Annotated in this window: 15 protein-coding genes; 13 read left to right on the forward strand and 2 right to left on the reverse strand. The window is 72.2% G+C overall.

Going from position 1 to position 19,509, the window contains the following annotated elements; all coding sequences use genetic code 11:
- The first annotated feature begins 98 nt into the window (after positions 1-98).
- The 13 genes from ACF062_RS10445 (at position 99) to ACF062_RS10505 (ending at position 15,796) form a co-directional block, all read left to right on the forward strand.
- Positions 99-776 (forward strand): GntR family transcriptional regulator, encoded by a 678-nt coding sequence (locus ACF062_RS10445; RefSeq protein WP_392137337.1) that lies wholly within the window; start codon positions 99-101, stop codon positions 774-776.
- Positions 773-1,675 carry a dihydrodipicolinate synthase family protein gene (locus ACF062_RS10450; RefSeq protein WP_392137338.1) on the forward strand — a complete coding sequence of 301 codons (903 nt, stop codon included), beginning with the start codon at positions 773-775 and terminating at the stop codon, positions 1,673-1,675. Before ACF062_RS10445 ends, ACF062_RS10450 begins: the two co-directional genes overlap by 4 nt.
- Positions 1,672-3,420, forward strand: coding sequence for an L-arabinonate dehydratase (gene araD, locus ACF062_RS10455; protein WP_392137707.1), 1,749 nt, complete (start codon positions 1,672-1,674; stop codon positions 3,418-3,420). Before ACF062_RS10450 ends, araD begins: the two co-directional genes overlap by 4 nt.
- 87 nt (positions 3,421-3,507) lie before the next feature.
- The gene (locus tag ACF062_RS10460; protein ID WP_392137339.1) at positions 3,508-4,479 is read left to right on the forward strand and encodes a carbohydrate ABC transporter permease; all 972 of its coding nucleotides are present in this window, start codon (positions 3,508-3,510) and stop codon (positions 4,477-4,479) included.
- Positions 4,476-5,345, forward strand: a complete 870-nt coding sequence (locus ACF062_RS10465; RefSeq protein ID WP_392137340.1) for a carbohydrate ABC transporter permease — start codon at positions 4,476-4,478, stop codon at positions 5,343-5,345. The genes ACF062_RS10460 and ACF062_RS10465 overlap by 4 nt, the downstream gene beginning before the upstream one ends.
- Positions 5,342-6,562 (forward strand): Gfo/Idh/MocA family protein, encoded by a 1,221-nt coding sequence (locus ACF062_RS10470; RefSeq protein ID WP_392137341.1) that lies wholly within the window; start codon positions 5,342-5,344, stop codon positions 6,560-6,562. The genes ACF062_RS10465 and ACF062_RS10470 overlap by 4 nt, the downstream gene beginning before the upstream one ends.
- Positions 6,559-7,419, forward strand: coding sequence for a PmoA family protein (locus ACF062_RS10475; RefSeq protein ID WP_392137342.1), 861 nt, complete (start codon positions 6,559-6,561; stop codon positions 7,417-7,419). Before ACF062_RS10470 ends, ACF062_RS10475 begins: the two co-directional genes overlap by 4 nt.
- A gap of 206 nt (positions 7,420-7,625) precedes the next feature.
- The gene (locus tag ACF062_RS10480) at positions 7,626-9,236 is read left to right on the forward strand and encodes a family 43 glycosylhydrolase (protein ID WP_392137343.1); all 1,611 of its coding nucleotides are present in this window, start codon (positions 7,626-7,628) and stop codon (positions 9,234-9,236) included.
- A gap of 26 nt (positions 9,237-9,262) precedes the next feature.
- Positions 9,263-10,603, forward strand: a complete 1,341-nt coding sequence (locus ACF062_RS10485; protein ID WP_392137708.1) for an ABC transporter substrate-binding protein — start codon at positions 9,263-9,265, stop codon at positions 10,601-10,603.
- On the forward strand, positions 10,582-11,325 hold the full coding sequence (locus tag ACF062_RS10490) for a rhamnogalacturonan acetylesterase (RefSeq protein ID WP_392137344.1): 744 nt from the start codon (positions 10,582-10,584) through the stop codon (positions 11,323-11,325). Before ACF062_RS10485 ends, ACF062_RS10490 begins: the two co-directional genes overlap by 22 nt.
- Positions 11,322-12,608: a polysaccharide lyase family 1 protein gene (locus tag ACF062_RS10495; protein WP_392137345.1), complete on the forward strand. Its 1,287-nt coding sequence runs from the start codon at positions 11,322-11,324 to the stop codon at positions 12,606-12,608. The genes ACF062_RS10490 and ACF062_RS10495 overlap by 4 nt, the downstream gene beginning before the upstream one ends.
- A 66-nt stretch (positions 12,609-12,674) precedes the next feature.
- Complete coding sequence (locus ACF062_RS10500; RefSeq protein WP_392137346.1) at positions 12,675-13,796, forward strand: pectinesterase family protein; 1,122 nt, start codon at positions 12,675-12,677, stop codon at positions 13,794-13,796.
- A 125-nt stretch (positions 13,797-13,921) separates the two neighbouring features.
- Entirely contained in the window at positions 13,922-15,796 is a 1,875-nt protein-coding gene (locus tag ACF062_RS10505) for a rhamnogalacturonan lyase (RefSeq protein ID WP_392137347.1), read from the forward strand.
- Positions 15,797-15,819: 23 nt separating this feature from the next.
- Here the strand turns inward: ACF062_RS10505 and ACF062_RS10510 are convergent, their stop codons facing one another.
- Together ACF062_RS10510 and ACF062_RS10515 are read right to left on the reverse strand one after the other, a co-directional pair.
- The gene (locus ACF062_RS10510) at positions 15,820-16,995 is read right to left on the reverse strand and encodes a serine hydrolase domain-containing protein (RefSeq protein ID WP_392137348.1); all 1,176 of its coding nucleotides are present in this window, start codon (positions 16,993-16,995) and stop codon (positions 15,820-15,822) included.
- 149 nt (positions 16,996-17,144) lie between these two features.
- Positions 17,145-19,487, reverse strand: coding sequence for a xyloglucanase (locus ACF062_RS10515; RefSeq protein WP_392137349.1), 2,343 nt, complete (start codon positions 19,485-19,487; stop codon positions 17,145-17,147).
- Between the last annotated feature and the right edge of the window lie 22 nt (positions 19,488-19,509).

Genomic DNA, 19,509 nt, shown 5'->3' on the forward strand with positions numbered 1-19,509 from the left:
TCAGAAGCATTGACGGAGCCGGGGCACCCTCTTAGCTTCTACGCGTCGTACTTCGTACGTCATATATGAGACGCGATATGCGAGATCTGAGGGTGCCCATGACGTCCGTCCCGACTCCGACCCCGGCCTCGGCGCCGCCCCCGGTCCCGATTCCGTCGCGCACGCAGTACGTGCTCGAATCGATCAAACACCGCATCCTCAGCGGCGAGTTGAGCCCGGGCCAGCCCCTGATCGAGACGGAACTGGCCCGCGCGTACGGAGTGTCCAAGACGCCCGTGCGCGAGGCCCTGAAAACCCTCGCCGGTACCGGGCTCGTCGAGATGAGCCAGTACAAGGGCGCCACCGTGCGCACAGTGGACGCGGCCATGGCGCGCGAGGTCTACGACGTACGACTGCTCCTGGAGCCCGAGGCGCTGCGCCGCACCGTGCTGCGCGGCGCCCCGCTCGACGCCGCGCGCGAGGCCCTGCTGCGGGCCGACGCCGCCGAGGACGCGGCCGAACGCTCGCTGGCCAACCGGGAGTTCCACCGCGCGCTGTACGTCGACTGCGGCAACCCGCTCCTCGGGCGGCTCCTTGACGGGGTGCGGGACCAGGCCGCGCTCGTCTCCGCCGTGGCCTGGGCCGCCGACCCGTCGTGGGCCCGTGAGGCCACCGAGCACGAGCGGATCCTGCGGCTCGCCCTCGCCGGGGACCAGGACGGGGCGGCGCGCGCCCTGCGCGAGCACATCGAGTCGTTCGTGCGCAGAGCCTTTCCCGGGGAAGGGGAACTTCAGTGACGTTCGAGACGCAGCGCACCGCACTCGCCGACGTCGTGGCGATTCCGGTGACGCCCTTCGCCGCGGACGGCACCATCGACCGCGCGGCGCACCGCGCGATCCTGTGCCGCCTGCTCGACGGCGGGGTGCGCACCCTGACGCCGAACGGCAACACCGGTGAGTTCTACGCCCTGTCGCCCCAAGAGCGGCGCGATGTCGTGGAGTTGACCCTCGCCGAAGCCGCCGGGCAGGCCGTGGTCCTCGCCGGGGTGGGCCATGACGTGCCGACCGCTGTCGCCGCCGCGCGGCACGCCGGGGAGTGCGGCGCGGGCATGGTGATGGTGCATCAGCCCGTGCATCCCTATGTCTCCGACGCGGGCTGGGTCGCCTACCACCAGGCGATCGCCGAGGCCGTGCCGGACCTGGGAGTCGTCCCCTATCTGCGGGACGCGGGCCTGCCGGGCGCCCGCCTCGCCGAACTCGCCGACGCCTGCCCCAACGTCATCGGCGTCAAGTACGCCGTACCGGACGCGGCGCGGTTCGCCGGGTTCGCGCGCGACGCGGGGCTCGACCGCTTCGTGTGGGTCGCGGGGCTCGCCGAGCCGTACGCGCCCTCGTACTTCTCGGCGGGCGCCACCGGTTTCACCTCGGGCCTCGTGAACGTCGCCCCCGGCCTCTCGCTGCGCATGATCGAAGCGCTTCGATCCGGTGACCACGGCGAGGCCATGAAGGTGTGGGAGCAGATCCGCCGCTTCGAGGAACTGCGCGCCGCCGACGGCTCCGCGCACAACGTGACGGTCGTGAAGGAGGCCCTCGCCGTCCTGGAGCTGTGCCGCCGTGACGTGCGCGCCCCGAGCAGCCCGCTGCCGGCGGCCGAGCGGGCAGAGGTGGCCACGATCGTCGCGGGGTGGTCGCTGTGAGCGGCGCGCCCGAAGGACGTACGCGGCAAGAGCTGCGCAGCGGCCAGTGGTACGGCGAGAGCGTCTCCTCCGGCCTGCGCTCCTTCAGCCACCGCGCCCGCACCCGCCAGCTCGGCTACCTCCCCGAGGAGCACCTGGGCAAGCCCGTCATCGCGGTACTCAACACCTGGTCCGACATCAACCCCTGCCACTCCCACCTGCGCGAGCGCGCCCAGGCCGTCAAACGCGGCGTGTGGCAGGCGGGCGGCTTCCCCCTGGAGTTCCCGGTCTCCACGCTCAGCGAGACCTTCCAGAAGCCGACCCCGATGCTCTACCGCAACCTCCTGGCCATGGAGACCGAGGAACTGCTGCGTTCCTACCCGGTGGACGGCGCCGTGCTGCTCGGCGGCTGCGACAAGACGACGCCCGCGCTGCTCATGGGCGCGGCCAGCGTCGACCTGCCCGCCGTCTTCGTGCCGGCCGGGCCCATGCTGCCGGGGCACTGGCGGGGCGAGACCCTCGGCTCCGGCACCGACATGTGGAAGTACTGGGACGATCACCGCGCCGGGCTCATCGGCGACTGCGAACTGACCGAACTGGAGAGCGGCCTGGCGCGCTCGCCGGGCCACTGCATGACCATGGGCACCGCCTCGACGCTCACCGCGGCGGCGGAGGCGCTCGGCGTGACCGTGCCCGGCGCCTCGTCCATTCCCGCGGTCGACTCCGGGCACGACAGGATGGCGGCGGCGTCGGGCCTGCGGATCGTCGAACTCGTACGCCAGGACCGGCGTCTTTCGCGGATCCTCACCGCTGACGCCTTCGCGGACGCCGTCACCACGGTGCTGGGACTCGGCGGCTCCACCAACGCCGTCATCCACCTCATCGCGATGGCAGGACGCGCCGGGGTCGAGCTGACGCTGGACGACTTCGACCGGATCGCCCGCACCGTGCCGGTGCTGGCCGATGTGCGGCCGGGCGGCGAGCGGTACCTGATGGAGGACTTCCACTTCGCGGGCGGGCTCCCTGGCTTCCTGTCGCGGATCACCGACCTGCTGCATCTGGACCGGCCCACGGTCTGCCACGACACCCTGCGCGAACAGCTCGCGGGGGCGCGCGTGCACGACGCGGACGTGATCCGCACCCGCGACAACCCGGTCGCCGCGGAGGGCGGCGTCGCCGTCCTGCGCGGCAACCTCTGCCCGGACGGCGCCGTCATCAAGCACATCGCCGCCGAGCCGCACCTGCTGCGGCACACCGGCCCCGCCGTCGTGTTCGACGACTACCGCACGATGCAGCGCACCATCCACGACCCGGCCCTCGGCATCACGCCCGACCACGTCCTGGTCCTGCGCGGCTCGGGCCCCAAGGGCGGGCCCGGCATGCCCGAGTACGGGATGCTGCCGATCCCCGACCACCTGCTGAAGCAGGGCGTGCGCGACATGGTGCGGATCTCCGACGCGCGGATGAGCGGCACCTCGTACGGCACCTGCGTGCTGCACGTCGCGCCCGAGTCGTACGTCGGCGGACCCCTCGCGCTGGTGCGTACCGGGGACCTGATCACCCTCGACGTCGCGGCGCGCACCCTGCGCCTGGAGGTGCCGGACGAGGAGCTGGCCCGCCGCCGCGAGCAGTGGACGCCGCCACCCGCCCGCTATGAGCGGGGGTACGGCGCGCTCTACAGCGAGCAGATCACGCAGGCCGACACAGGCTGCGACTTCGCCTTCCTCGCGAGGCCGGGCACGGTGCCGGATCCGTACGCGGGCTGAACTCCCGCCCCGCCCCACTATTTGTCCGAGATCTCGAACATCGTGCGCGAAGCGCTTCACCCGCACATCCACGATCGGAGAAGTGTCATGGCCCAGGCCGCAGCCGTGGCGAAGCCACCGCCGAGCACCGCCCAGCCGCCGCCCCCCGACAAGGGGCCGCGACGGGGGCGACGGCGGGTCGGGGCGACCCCGCGCCGCCTTCCCTACCTGCTGATCGCCCCCGCCGCCCTGCTGATGCTCGGCTTCATCGCCTACCCGGTCATCAGCGTCTTCTACTACAGCTTGCGGCACTACAACCCCACCAAGCCGTGGCGCAACGGCTTCGCGGGCCTCGACAACTTCGTCACCGCCTTCACCGACGACCCCGAGTTCTGGCACACGCTCGGCTTCAGCCTCCAGTGGGTGGCCGTCGAGGTCGTGCTGCAAGTGCTGCTCGGCCTCGCGCTCGCGCTGCTCGTCAACCAGACCTTCGTGGGCCGCGCCATGGCCCGCGCCCTGGTCTTCTCGCCGTGGGCCGTCTCCGGCGTCCTCACCTCGACGATCTGGCTGCTGATCTTCAACTCCCAGACGGGCATCTCGCGTTACCTCGCCGATGTCGGGATCGGCTCGTACGGCACGTCATGGCTCTCCGACACCGGCACGGTCTTCCCCGCCGTCGTCGTCGCCGAACTCTGGCGCGGCGTCCCCTTCTTCGCGATCCTCATCCTCGCCGACCTCCAGTCCGTCTCGAAGGACCTCTACGAGGCCGCCGAGGTCGACGGCGCGAGCCGCTGGCGGCAGTTCTTCCACATCACGCTGCCGCACCTGAAGGACGCGATCATCCTCTCCACGCTGCTGCGCGCGGTCTGGGAGTTCAACAACGTCGACCTGCTCTACACCCTCACCGGCGGCGGCCCGGCCGGCGAGACGACGACGCTGCCGCTGCGCATCGCGTCCATCGCCGTGGACTCGCACGACTTCGGCTACGCCTCCGCGCTGACCGCCATCGCCTTCGTGATCCTTCTCTTCTGCTCGCTGCTGTATCTGCGGCTCAGCAAGTTCGGGGGCCAGGACAAATGACCGCCATCACCGCCACCCGCCCGGCCGGGACGAGGAAGGAGCCCAGGGGCACCGTCATCGGACGGACACCCCGCTGGCAGATCTACACCCCGCTCGGGCTGTACCTCCTGTTCACCCTCATCCCCTTCTACTGGATCCTGCTCTTCGCCCTGCGCCCCACCGGCTCCACCTCGCTCGTGCCGTGGCCGGTCACCTTCGAGCACTTCGACAAGGTGTGGACCGAGCGCAGCTTCGCGACCTTCTTCCAGAACAGCCTGCTCGTGGGCGTCGTCTCCATGGTGATGACCACGCTCGTCGCCCTCGCGGGCGGCTACGCCCTGGCCCGCTTCGACTTCAAGATCAAGCGCGCCTTCATGCTGGCGCTGCTCTGCTCGCAGTTCATCCCGGGCGCCCTGATGCTCGTACCGCTCTTCGAGATCTTCGCCGAGCTGCGGATGATCAACTCCCTGGCCAGCGTCATCGTCGCCGAGACCGTCTTCCAGCTCCCCCTGTCGATGATCCTCATCAGCGGGTTCATCAAGAACGTGCCCTACGTCCTGGAAGAGGCCGCCTGGGTCGACGGCTGCGGACGCTTCCGCGCGTTCTGCGCCGTCGTCCTGCCGATGCTGCGGCCCGGCCTGATCGCGGTCGGTTCCTTCGCCTTCGTGCACAGCTGGAACCACTTCCTGTTCGCCCTGATGTTCCTCAGCGACCAGGGCAAGCAGACCATCCCGGTGGGCCTGGCCACGCTGATGGGCGCCGACAGCGTCGACCTCGGGGCGCTCGCCGCGGGCGGTGTCGTCGCCGCCGTGCCCGTCGTGATCGTCTTCGCCTTCATCCAGAAGTGGCTGGTCACCGGGTTCAGCGCCGGGGCGGTGAAGGGATGAGCGCCACGACGCGGGGACTCCGGCTCCCGCTGCCCGTCGTCCTCGCGGGGGCCCGCGGCCACGGCCGCTGGCACCTGGAGAACATCCGCCGCCTCCAACGCCACGGTCTGGTACGGCTGGTGGGCGTCTGCGAGCTGAAGCCGCTGGTCGGCGAGGAACTCGTCGGCTTCGGCGCGGTCGAGCAGTCCGACGACTTCGCGGCGCTCCTCGACACGACCGGCGCCGCCGTCGCCGTCGTCTGCACGCCCATCCCGACCCACACCGAGCTGGCGCTCGCCGCCGCGCGACGCGGCGTCCACGTGCTCCTGGAGAAGCCGCCCGCCCCGTCCTACGCGGAGTTCCGGCGGATGGCGGACGGCGCCGCCGCGGCCGGTACCGCCGTCCAGATCGGCTTCCAGTCGCTCGGCTCGCACGCGATCCCCGCCGTCCGCCGGCTCGTCGCCGACGGGGCGATCGGCGAGGTCACCGGGGTGGGCGGGGCCGGCGTATGGGTGCGCGACGAGGCGTACTTCCGGCGGGCGCCGTGGGCCGGTCGTCGCAGGATGGACGGTGTGGACGTGGTCGACGGCGTCCTGACGAACCCCCTCGCGCACGCCGTCGCCACCGCCCTCGCACTGGCGGGCAGCACGGCCGCCGAGGACGTCACGGACGTGGAGACGGAACTCTTCCGCGCCCACGCCATCGAGTCCGACGACACCTCGTGCGTACGGGTCTCCACGGCGGACGGCGGCCGGGTCACCGTCGCGGCGACGCTCTGCGGCCACACCTCCGAGGAGCCGTACGTCGTGGTGCACGGCAGCGAGGGGCGGATCACCTTCTGGTACAAGCAGGACCGCGTGCAGGTGCGGCGCGGCGGCACACAGAGCACGGGCTCACCGGCCCTGTACGACAGGACCGACCTCCTGGAGAACCTGGTCGAGCACCTCATGGGCCGCGCGGCGCTGCTGGTGCCGCCCGCCGCCACCGGTGCCTTCATGCGGGTCGTCGAGGCGGTCAGGACGGCGCCGGACCCCGTCGCGCTGCCCGCCGACGCGTGGCTCCGCGCTCCCGGTGAGAGCGCGGACCGGCGCGTCGTCGAGGGCATCGACGGGCTGGTCGCGGTCGCCGCCGACACGCTCTGCCTCTACTCCGAACTCGGCGTCTCCTGGGCCAGGCCGCCCGGCCGCGACGCCCTCGACCCGCACGGTGACCTTCACAACGAGGTGAACACGTCATGACCGCTTCCCCGCAGCACCCACCCGGCTCCCTCCTCCTGCGCTGCGCGGGGCGCCCGGTGGCGCGCTACGTCATCCGGCCCGACCTGGCGCGCGGCATGGCGCCCCGCCCCTACCTGCACCCCGTCACCACGCTCGCCGGGACGCCCGTCACCGAGCTGGCGCCCGACGACCATCCGCACCACCTCGGGGCCGGGGTCGCCGTGCCCGACGTGGCGGGACGCAACTTCTGGGGCGGGCGGACCTTCGTACGCGACCAGGGGCCGACGGAGCTCGACAACCACGGGGCCCAGCACCACCGGGGGTTCAAGCTGCGTGACCCGGACGGCTTCGTCGAGGACATCGACTGGACGGCGGACGGCGAGGTCCTGCTGCGCGAGCGGCGCACGGTCGCCGCTGTCGAACTGACCGCGGCGGCCTGGGCGTTGGACTTCACCTTCTCGCTCACCAACGCGACCGGCGGCGAACTGTCCATCGGCAGCCCGGCCACCAACGGCCGCCCCGGCGCCGCGTACGGCGGCTTCTTCTGGCGCGCCCCCAAGGCGGCCGCGCCGCCGCGGGTCTTCACGCCGGAGGCCGAGGGGGAGGAACCCGCGCACGCCGCCCGCGCCGACTGGCTGGCCCTTGCCGGGGACGGCTGGACGCTGGTGTTCGCCGGCGCGACGGCACGGACCCGCCGCGACCCGTGGTTCGTACGCGCCGCCGAGTACCCGGGCGTCGGCTCCTCCCTCGCGACCGGGGACCGCCTGCCGCTCGCCCCCCGCGACACGCTCGTACGCCGCGTCGTCACGGTCGTCGCCGACGGCACCCTGGGCCGGGGCGAGGCGTCGGCGCTCGTCCGCAAGGCGGTGACGGCGTGAGGGCGGCGGCGGTGACGTCGTCGGACGGGGCGAGTGTGTCGGGGGGCGGTCGGGCCGCCGGGGCGGGCGGTGCGTCGACGGGGCGTGCGGGGGACCGGCGTCCGGGGGCCGGGGTGGCGTCGTCGGATGGGGCGAGCGCGTCCGGTGGTGCGTCGGCCGGGCGGCCGGGGAGCGGGGTGCGCGGTGGTCCGGGAGGTGCGCCCGCCATGTCAGCGGCCACCGTCACCGCTTCGGCCGCCGCGAACGTCTCCGCCGCGCCGGCGGCCACGCACCCAGAGGTCACCGGCGACCTCGGCGACGGCACCTACCGCAATCCCGTCCTCGCCGCCGACTGGTCGGACCCCGACGTGCTGCGGGTCGGGGACGACTTCTATCTCACCGCGTCCAGCTTCGGCCGGTCGCCAGGCCTGCCGCTGCTGCACTCCCGGGACCTGGTCAACTGGACGCTCATCGGGCACGCCCTGGACCGCCTCGAACCGGCCGAGGCCTTCGCCGCCCCCCGGCACGACTGCGGTGTGTGGGCGCCGTCCCTGCGCCACCACGACGGGCGGTACTGGATCTTCTGGGGCGACCCCGACCACGGCGTGTACCAGATCAACGCCCGGCGCATACGGGGGCCTTGGACCCGCCCGCACCTCCTCAAGCCAGGCAAGGGCCTCATCGATCCCTGCCCGTTGTGGGACGAAGAGAGCGGCGCGGCCTACCTCGTGCACGCCTGGGCCAAGTCACGGTCCGGTGTGAAGAACCTGATCACAGGGCACCGCATGAGCCCCGACGGGTGTGAACTCCTCGACGAGGGGCGCGTGTTGATCGACGGGGACCGGATCCCCGGCTGGTTCACCATCGAAGGGCCGAAGCTCTACCGGCACGACGGCTGGTTCTGGATCCTCGCCCCGGCCGGCGGCGTCGCGACCGGCTGGCAGGGCGCCTTCCGGTCCCGCTCCTTCCACGGGCCGTACGAGGAGCGGATCGTCCTCCAGCAGGGCGACACCGGCGTCAACGGCCCGCACCAGGGCGGCTGGGTGCGCACCGCCACCGGTGAGGACTGGTTCCTGCACTTCCAGCAGCGCGGCGCGTACGGCCGTGTCGTCCACCTCCAGCCGATGCGGTGGGGCGCCGACGGCTGGCCGGTGCTCGGAGACGACGACAACCCCGGTACATCCGGCACCCCCGTTGACGTATACCGCAAGCCGCACCTGCCGCCGCAGCCGCCCTCCGCCCCCGCCACGAGCGACGACTTCCCCGGTGGACGGCACGGCCCCCAGTGGCAGTGGACCGCCAACCCCCGCACCGGCTGGGCCACTTCGCACTCCGGGGACGGCCTGCGCCTGGCCTGCGTGCGCACCGCGCGCGCCGACGACGTGCGCGCCCTGCCGCACACGCTCACCCAGCGGCTGCCCCTGCGGCCGTGCGCCGTCGAGGTGGGACTGCGCCTCGACGCCGAAGTACCGGGCGCCCGCGCCGGATTGGCGGTGCTCGGCGACGCGTACTCATGGGTCGGCCTGGAGCGGGACGAGGGCGGAGCGGTCCGCCTGGTGCACCGGTTCGCCGAAGCGGGCACGGAGGCCGAGCGGGACGCCGCGCCACCGCGCCCCGCACCGCACGGCACGGCCCGGCTGCGCGTGGAGATCACGCGGGGCGCCCGCTGCCACTTCCATGCCGATACGGGCGACGGCTTCCGGCCCACCGGCGGCCCCGTCTTCGCCGCCACACCCTGGCGCTGGGTCGGCGCGCTGCTCGGCCTGTTCGCGGCGGCGCCCGAGGGCACGGGCCCCACGGGCACCGCCCTGTTCACGCACTTCCGGATCAACCACTGAAACACCACCCGAGAAGAGAGCCGATGATGAACATGAGCCCGCGCCTCAGGCGCCGCACGACCGCCGTCCTCGCCCTGACCACCGCGCTCGCGCTGACCGCCACCGCCTGCGGTGACGACGGCAGCGGCGCGGCAGGGGACAAGGGCGGCGAGGGCAGCGGCAAAGGGGAGATCGTCTTCTGGGACAACAACACGGCGGTCCGGCACGACGTCTGGCAGGAGATCATCAAGGACTTCGAGAAGGAGAACCCCGACATCGACGTCAAGTACGTCGGGGTGCCCGCCGAGAACGTCCAGTCCAAGTACGACACCGCGATCCAGGGCGGCGGCCTCCCCGACGTCGGCGGCGTCGGCGCCGCCATGCTCGCCGGGATCGCCGCCCAGGACGCCCTGGAACCGCTCGACGACCGCGTCGAGAAGAGCGCGCTGAGCGGCAAGCTCAACTCCGCGATGGTGGACAGCGTCCGCGCGGCCGGCGGCGGCGTCGACCTCTACACCGTCCCGACGTCCGCGAGCAACGGCGTCCTGTACTACCGCACGGACCTCTTCGAGGCCGCGGGCCTGGAGGCGCCCACCACCTGGACGAAGTTCTACGAGGCCGCCGAGAAGCTCACCGACAGGGACAACAACCGCTTCGGCTACACCATCCGCGGCGGCGAGGGCTCCATCGCCCAGGCCCTCGACGCCATGTACGGACAGTCCGGCATCGGCGACTTCTGGGACGGCGACGAGACAACCGTCAACGACCCCAAGAACGTCGCGGCGTTGAAGAAGTATGTGGCCCTCTACAAGAAGGCCACGCCCTCCGCCGACCTCAACAACGACTTCACCAAGATGGTCGCCCAGTGGGACAGCGGCCAGATCGGCATGCTCAGCCACAACCTCGGCTCCTACCAGGACCACGTGAAGGCGCTCGGCGAGGACAAGTTCCGCGGCCTGCCCAACCCGACGACCGACGCAGGCGTACGCGTCCAGGTATCCAACCCCGTCGACGGGCTCGGCCTGTTCAAGTCGAGCAAGAAGAAGAAGGCCGCCTGGAAGTTCATCGAGTTCGCCGCCTCGCACGAGTCCAACAGCAAGTGGAACGAGTCGGCCGGCGCCATCCCCGCCAACACCGAGGCGGCCAAGGACCCGTGGGTGAAGAAGTCCGAGCCCACCAAGCTCGCGGCCGAGGCCCTGAACGACGGCTCCCTCAAGATCGTGCAGCTGCCGTACCACCTGCCCGACTGGAACACCATCAGCAAGGCCGAGAACGAGCCCGGCTTCCAGAAGGTGCTCCTCGGCAAGATGTCCGCGAAGGACTTCCTGGACTCGCTCGCGGAGCAGCTCAACGAGGCGCAGGCCGAGTGGAAGAAGGAGCACCAGTGACCGCCGCGGGCCCCGGCCGCCGCACGCTGTACCTCGCAGGCGACTCCACCGCCGCCCAGAAGTACGCGCCCGCCGCGCCCGAGACCGGCTGGGGCATGGCCCTGCCCTTCTTCCTGCGTCCCGCGCTGACCGTCGCCAACCACGCGGTGAACGGCCGCAGTTCGAAGAGCTTCGTCGACGAGGGCCGCCTCACCGCGATCCTCGGCGCCATCGGCCCCGGCGACCTCCTCCTGGTCCAGTTCGGCCACAACGACCAGAAGCGCGAGGACCCCGCCCGGTACACCGAGCCGTGGACGACGTACCAGGAACACCTGCGCGAGTACGTCGCCGGGGCGCGGGCACGCGGGGCCCGCCCCGTGCTGCTGACCTCGGTGGAACGCCGGCGCTTCGACGAGGGCGGTGGCGCCCTGCCCACGCACGGCGACTATCCGGCCGCCATGCGGGACCTGGCCGCCGAGGAGGGCGTGGCGCTCCTGGACATCCAGGCGCTGTCCCTCGCCCTGTGGGGCAAGCTCGGCGCCGAGGAGACCAAGCGGTACTTCAACTGGACCGCCTCCGAGCAGGACAACACCCACTTCAACCCGCCCGGCGCGATCGCCGTGGCCCGCCTGGTCGCGGCGGAGCTGCTGCACCGCAGGGTGCTCGCGCCGGGCGACGTACGCCGCCTCGACGACGAGGTCCCGGAGTCCTGGATCACCTGGCCGGCCGAGGAGAGAGCATGACGAAACGTGCCCGCACCACCCTGCTCGTGGGCTGCGCGGCCCTCGCCCTGACGCTCGCCGTGCCCGCCACGGCGACGGCCCGCCCGGGGCCTGCTCATGACGTGCTGCCCGCGCACGACGGCTGGGCGTCCGCCGACGGCGGCACCACCGGGGGCGCGGGCGCCGGGCCCGCGCGCACCCACACCGTCACGACCTGGCGGGAGTTCAGGGCGGCGCTCTCCGCGGGCGGCGAAGGGCCGCGGATCATCAAGGTCAAGGGCACGCTGGACGCCACGGGGGTGGGGGGCTGCGCGGCGTTCGAGGCCGAGGGGTACGACTTCGCGGAGTACCTCGCCGCGTACGACCCCGCCGTATGGGGCAGGGACCGGCCGGTCAGCGGCGAGCAGGAGGACCTGCGCGCGGCCTCGGCGGCCCGGCAGGCGGCGGCCGTCACGGCGTACATCCCCTCCGACACGACGGTTGTCGGGGTCGGCGCGAACGCCGGGATCACCGGCGGCAGCCTCCAGATCAAGGGCGCGGACAATGTGGTCGTCCGCGGCCTCACCCTGGAGAGCCCCCTCGACTGCTTCCCGCAGTGGGACCCGACGGACGGGGCGCGGGGCGCCTGGAACTCGGAGTACGACAGCGCGGTGGTGTACGGCTCCACGCACGTCTGGCTGGACCACAACACCTTCACCGACGGCGCCCACCCCGACAGCTCGCTGCCCTCCTACTACGGCGAGCTCTACCAGCGGCACGACGGCGAACTGGACATCGTGCGGGGCGCCGACCTCGTCACCGTCTCCTGGAACGTCTTCGCCGACCACGACAAGACGCTCATGATCGGCAACAGCGACAGCGCGGGCGCCACCGATCGCGGCAAGCTCCGCGTCACGCTCCACCACAACCTCTTCCGTGACGTCGTCGAGCGCGCCCCGCGCGTGCGCTTCGGCAAGGTCGACGCCTACAACAACCACTTCGTCGTCCCGCGCGACGGCTACCAGTACTCCTTCGGCATCGGGGCGGAGTCCCAACTTGTCGCCCAGCACAACGCGTTCACCCTCCCGCGAGGGGTCGGAGCCGGGCAGATCCTCAAGAAGTGGAAGGAGGCCCCCGTCACGGCGGACCACAACCACGTGAACGGCGGGCGCGTGGACCTGATCGGCGCGCACAACGCGCGGTTCCCCGACGAACCCCTTCAGTCCGGCGCCGGCTGGACGCCACACCTGCGCACACACGTCGACCACCCGCGCGCGGTGCCGTACGTGGTGGGCCATGGGGCGGGAGCCGGAAAACTCCGCTGACCGCCCTCCGCCGACCGCCCCCGTTTCGACCACCGTGTCCGAGCCGCACAGCGAAGGAGCACCTCCATGCCCTCGCCCCACCCGCGCAGCCCCCTCACCCGCCGCTCCCTCATCGCCGCGGGCGCCGGAGCCGCGCTCGCCCTGGCCCAGGCCGCCCCGGCCGCCGCCACCCGGCGGCGCCCCTTCGGACGGTACGGCTCGCCCGCCGCGCGGCTCGGCGCCCGCACCCTGTACGTGCATCCGCGCCCCGGCACCGGTGACTTCACCCGCGTACAGGCCGCCGTGGACGCGGCGGGCGGGGGCGGTTGGACGCTGGTCGTGGCGCCGGGGACGTACCGGGAGGTCGTGAGGGTCACCGCCGGGCACGCGGGGCTGGCGGTGGTCGGGGCGAGCGGTGATCCGCGTGACGTGGTCATCGTGTACGACAACGCGGCCGGTACGCCCAAGCCGGGCGGCGGCACGTACGGCACGTCCGGCTCGGCGTCCGTCACCGTGGAGGCCGACGGGTTCACCGCGCGCGACGTGACGTTCGCCAACGACTGGCTGCGCGCCGAGCACCCCGAGATCGTCTCCGGGACACAGGCGGTCGCCATCAAGGTGACGGGGGACCGCTCGGCGTTCCTGCGCTGCCGCTTCCTCGGCCACCAGGACGCGCTGTACGCCGACACCAGGGCGCTCACCGTCTTCGCCCGGCAGTACTTCCGCGACTGCTACGCCGAGGGGGACGTCGACTTCGTCTTCGGGCGGGCCACGGCGGTCTTCGAGCGCTGCCGGTTCCATACGCTGCACAGGACCGACCTCGCGGGCGCGCCGTTCGGCTTCGTGTTCGCGCCGAGCACCGCCGTCGCCAACCCGCGCGGTTACCTCGTGGCGCGGTCCCGGGTCACGAGCGGCGCCCCGGACGCGTACTACAAGCTGGCCCGCCCCTGGGTCCCGTCGTCCGACCAGAGTGCGCGGCCGATGCTGACGGTGCGCGACACCTGGCTCGGCGCGGGCATCGACGCCGATGAGCCCTACGGCACCATGGCGTCGGGCCACCCTTGGCAGAACCAGCGCTTCGGCGAGTACCGCAACACCGGCCCGGGCGCCACAGTCACCGATCCGGCCCGGCGCCCCCAGCTCACCGCCGCGGAGGCCGCGTCGGCCACGCGCGAGAAGTACCTGGGCGACTGGCGACCGTATCGCTGACGGGACGGGACGGGTCAGGGCGGGGGCCGGGCAAGGCCTCGGGGCAGCGGCGGCAACTCATGGACTTCCGGCGGCGACTCACGGGGGAGAACCCGTCCCCCACCCGCCCCTTCCGGGAGGCCCCCGTGCGCAACCAGCTTCACCACCGCAGACGCAAGACATGGACGCGTCTGCTCGGCGTCACCCTGGCGGCGGGGGCGGTGGCCGCCGCCGGGCTCGTCGCGCTGCCCGGCACCTCGTCCGAGGCCTCCGCCGCGCCCGCCGCCCGCCAGGCCGAGCGCCTGGACCGCGGCGTCGTCAGCGTCCATAACGGCAGCGGCAACCTGGTGAGCTGGCGCTGGCTCGCCTCGGACCCCACGAATGTCGCCTTCAACGTCTACCGGGGCGGTACGAAGGTCAACGCGTCCCCTGTCACCGGCTCCACGAACTACTTCCACCCGGGGGCGCCGAACTCGGCCGACTACACGGTCCGCGCCGTCGTGGGCGGCGTCGAGCAGGGCGACTCGGCGCACGCCGTCCAGTTCCGCGCCGGCTACAAGGACGTGCCGATCACCCCGCCCGCGGGCGGCCCGGACCACACGTACGAGGCGAACGACGCGTCCGTCGGCGACCTGAACGGCGACGGCGCCCTCGACTTCGTCCTGAAGTGGCAGCCCACGAACGCCAAGGACAACTCGCAGCCGGGCGTCACCGGCAACACCGTCATCGACGGCGTCACACTGGACGGCACCCGCCTGTGGCGCATCGACCTGGGGCGCAACATCCGCTCGGGCGCGCACTACACCCAGTTCCAGGTGTACGACTACGACGGCGACGGCAAGGCCGAGGTCGCCATGAAGACGGCGGACGGCACCGTCGACGGCACCGGCAAGGCGATCGGGAACGCGGCGGCGGACCACCGCAACGCGAGCGGGTACGTGCTCTCCGGCCCCGAGTACCTGACCATGTTCAACGGCAGGACCGGCGCGGCCATGCAGACCGTCGACTACGTCCCCGCGCGTGGCAACGTGGCGTCCTGGGGCGACAGTTACGGCAACCGCGTGGACCGCTTCCTGGCGGCGACCGCCTACCTCGACGGCTCGCGTCCTTCCCTGATCATGGCGCGCGGCTACTACACGCGCAGCGTCATCGCCGCCTGGGACTGGCGCGACGGCGGGTTCACGCGCCGCTGGACCTTCGACACGAACTCCTCGACCAACGTGGGCAAGGGCTACGACGGGCAGGGCAACCACAGCCTGTCCGTCGCGGACGTCGACAAGGACGGCAAGGACGAGATCGTCTACGGCGCCATGACCGTGGACGACAACGGCAACGGCCTGTGGACGACGAAGCTCGGGCACGGCGACGCGGGCCACGTCGGCGACCTCGACCCGTCCCGCGCGGGCCTGGAGTACTTCAAGGTCTCCGAGGACAGCTCCAAGCCCGGCTCATGGATGGCCGACGCCCGCACCGGACAGATCCTGTGGCGGACCGCTTCGGGCGCCGACAACGGCCGCGGGGTCAGCGCCGACATCCACGCGGGCTCCCCGGGCGCCGAATCGTGGTCCGCGGCCGACACCACCCTGCGCTCACCCACCGGGGCGTCGGTCGGCCGCGAACCCTCCAGCGTCAACTTCGTGAGCTGGTGGGACGGCGACACGACCCGCGAACTGCTCGACGGCACCCGCATCGACAAGTACGGCACCGGCGGCGAGAGCCGCCTGCTGACCGGGGCGTCCGTCTCCGCCAACAACGGCACCAAGGCGACGCCGGCGCTCTCCGGCGACATCCTCGGCGACTGGCGCGAGGAAGTCGTCTGGCGCACCTCCGACAACCGCGCGCTGCGGATCTACTCGACCCCGCACCAGACGAACACGAGGATCACCACGCTGCTCCAGGACACCCAGTACCGCACCGCCCTGGCCTGGCAGAACACCGCCTACAACCAGCCACCGCACCCGAGCTTCCACATCGGGAGCGGGATGACGACCGCGCCACGGCCCACGGTCGCCACTCCCTGAAATCCCTGAACTCCCTGAACGGTTCAGCGGCGGCACAGAGCAGTGTCCACGACGCTCTCCATCCGCTTCCCGGCCGCCTCCGCGGTCGGCTGCATGGTCACCGCGACGTTCGCCGCGCGGCCGTCGTCGGTGACGCCGCCCCGGGTCTCGTACCCGGGGAAGCTGCCGCCGTGGCCCCAGGAGCGCCCGCCGCACGACAGGGGCCTGCTGACGATGCCCAGTCCGTAGCGGGCGCCGTCGCCGAAGTACGGGGCGGGGACGGTGGTGCGCATCTGGTCGAGCTGGGCCGCCGGGAGGAGGCGGCCGCCGATGAGCGCGGTGAAGAACCGGTTGAGGTCGGAGTTGGTGGAGATCAGCTGCCCGGCCGACCAGGCCCAGGAGGGGTCGATCTCCGTGATGTCGTCCAGTTCGGTGCCCGGCGCGTCCTGGTAGTACCCCTTGGGGTGCGGTTCGCGGATGGTCGCGTCGCGGGGTGCGGGGAAGTACGTGTGCCGCAGCCCGAGGCGGTCGATGACGCGTCGGTCGATCTCCTGGGCGACCGTGCGGCGGGTGACCTTCTCGATGATCAGGCCGGCCAGCACGTAGTTCGTGTTGCTGTACTCCCACTTCTTCCCGGGCTCGAAACGGGCCTTGTGCCGCAGCGCGATGCCGAGGAGTTCGCGGGGTTCGTAGTACCGCGGCTGGATGTCGTACTCGGTGTAGTTGGGCAGCCCGCTGGTCTGCTGGAGGAGGTGGCGCACGGTGATGCGGCGGCCGTCGATCCCCTCCCCGCGCACCAGGCCCGGCAGATAGGTGTCGATGTGCGCGTCGAGAGAGATCCTCTTCTCGGCGACCAGTTGCAGGATGACCACCGCGGTGAACGTCTTGGTGTTGCTGCCGATCCGCACCTGGCCGTCCCGGGGCACCTGCGCGCCTGTCGCGAGATCCCCGACGCCGGCGGTGTAGGTACGTCCGCGGCCCGTGCGGTCCGTGACGCTCGCCAGCGCCGCGGGCATGCCGTCGGCGCGCACCAGCGCGTCCAGGCCCTGCTGGACGGTGTCTGGCCGGGGAGCCGCCGACACCGCGGACGCCGAGGGCGCCTGGAGCGCTCCCGCCGTCATGACACCTACCGCCACCGCCACCGCCGCCGCCACGCTCCCGCGACGCCGACCGCCCTGCCGCCCGGACGAACGGACCTTCTGCCATGCCTGCTCACGCACGAGCCAACTCCTACGAACGCTGGGGACCCGGCGGCGTCCGCCGGGCCCCCAGCATGTCCGTACCCGCTCACCTGCGGCGATCCTGCCACCACCCGCTCCGGAAGGGGGTTAACCCCCGAGGGGCGGGACACGTCCGGCGGCCCTCGCGGCTACCGCGACCGCCTGGCCGCCGTGTCGCCGTAGATGATGCCGCGGCCGTTCGTCGCCACGTACACCCGGCCGAAGATCTTCGGATCGCCGGTGATGGCGGCGCCCGTCCACCCCCACTGGTGCCGCGCGTCGTTCACGCGCACCCAGCTCGCGCCCGCGTCCGTGGAGCGGAAGATGCCGCGCACGCCGCCGATCCTCGCGCTGGTGTAGAGCGTCTGGTACGAGGCGCCGGGCGCCGCCTTGCCAAAGCCGATGGTGTCGGCCTCCTGGACGCCGCCGGCCTTGGTGAAGCTCGCGCCGCCGTCCGTGGAGTGCCACAGGCCATACGTCCCGCCGGACTTGCCGCCCGCGAGCCACACGTCGCCCTTCCTGCCGGGGACGGCCTGGAACTTGACGGGCCCTTCGGCCGGCAGACCGGCTGCCGCCGTCGCGGTGAACGTCGCGCCGCCGTCCGAACTCACGTAGAACCGCCCGGACTTGAAGCCGTAGAACCGCTTCGGGTCCACCCGGTCGGCCTCGACCACCGCGCCCTGCGGGATGCCCTTGGCGGCCGTCCAAGACGAGCCAGGACCGGTGGCGGTGTGCACCCCCGCGCCCTCCGGACTCCACACGAAGCGGCTCCCGTCGGCCGCGGCGGCCACCGTCCCGCCGCCCGTGACGCCCGTCGGCTCCTGGCCGCCGGACCACGTGGCGCCGTTGTCCGTGGAGAAGGCGACGCGGGGCGCGGCGTCGGCGTTGCCGGCCCTTACCACCGTGGCCGGCCTGGACGCCGCGTAGTCCAGGCTCGTGGTCGAGGCGAAGTTCGGCGAGGTGTACATCAGCGGCGGCACCTTGGTGACGTCCGTGTGCCGGAAGCCGCCGATGTCGCCGAGCGCGCTCAGCAGCGGAGCCCCGGACGGGGGAGCCGCGAGGTCGTTGACGGCCGTCTCCTCCAGGCCCTTCACCATGGGCGTGACGGTGAACTTTCCGCCGGGGTCGTCCCAGTCGGTGAGGTCCTGAGTGCCGTAGACCGTGGCGCCCGTGCCGTACATCATGCGGTCGGAGTCGAACGGATCGATCTCCAGGGACTCCGTCATCCACCCGAGCTTCGGGGACTGCTCGGGCGGCGCGGGCTTCGCGCCCCAGGAGAGCCAGGGGACGGACGAGATGTCCATGGTGTAGCGGTTCTCGCGCGTCGGGTACGACGAATAGCCCCACGCCGACGTCCAGTTGGCGCCGCTGTCCGTGGTCCGGAAGATCTGCGTGTCGGGCCACCAGGAGCTGTAGCCGGTGACCATGACGGTGCCCGGGTCGCTCCGGTCAACGCTCAGCCCGCTGAAGCCGTAGTGGGTGTCGGCATCCGCGACGGGGCTGATGTTCTTCCACTCGCCGGTCCTCGTCGCGTACCGCCACACCTGGCCCTTGCCGCCGTCGTAGGGGCCCGCCCGGTCGCTGTACGCGAGGTAGAGATAGCCGTTCTCCGCGTCCAGGACTCCCTTGTGGGCGAGCAGCCCGGTCGGCTGGCCACCGACACGCGACCAACTGCCGCCGCCGTCGGTGGACTTGTAGACGGAGTTCTCCTTGTCGGCGACGCCCACATACAGGGTCTGCGTCTTCAGCGGCTTCGAGCCGCCCGAGCCCGTCGACTCGTCGAACGTGACCCAGACGATCCCCTGGTTGTCGGAGTCGTAGCCGCTCGTGTCACTCGGGTCCTGCTGGAAGTTGCCGGGGTTCGGGAAGTTCGTCACCTGCTTCCAGGTGGCGCCCGCGTCCGTGGAGCGCCACAGGCCCTTGCCGCTCGGTGCCCCCAGGTAGAGCACGTCGTTGTCGTGCGGGTCGACGGCCAGGCGCTCGCCCATGCCGCGCCCCGGCATGTTGCCGCCCAGCTTGAACGGCAGGTCGGCCTTTTGCCAGGTCTCGCCCCGGTCGGCGGAGCGCAGCACGGCGCCGTTGCCCGGGTCCCAGTCGTTCGTGTACGTGCCGACGGCCGCGTACACCCGGTCCGGGTCGACGGAGTCGGACGCGAGGCTCACCACGCCGGTGTGCCCCCAGTCGTCCCAGCCGATGGAGTCGAGCAGCGGCTTCCAGGACTTGGACGACTCCTGCCAGCGGTAGGCGCCGCCGATGTCGGTGCGGGCGTAGGCGAGGTGGCGCTCGGAGCGGTTGAAGACGATGCCGGGGACGAAACCGCCCCCGTCGATGCGGACGTTCTTCCAGTCGTACGGGGCGGCCGTGGCCGCCTTCGCGGCCGTGAAGGCGTGGTCGTCGGCGGCCGCCACCGGACCGCCGACGAGCATGCCGCCGAGCAGGCCGAGCAGAGCGGGGAGTATGCGCGCTCTGTGCGCGCGGGGCACGGGAGGCATGGGGGGTCCCTTCGCACAGCAG

Origin of the sequence: Streptomyces sp. NPDC015345 (assembly GCF_043078805.1) — a bacterium.
GTDB lineage: Bacteria > Actinomycetota > Actinomycetes > Streptomycetales > Streptomycetaceae > Streptomyces.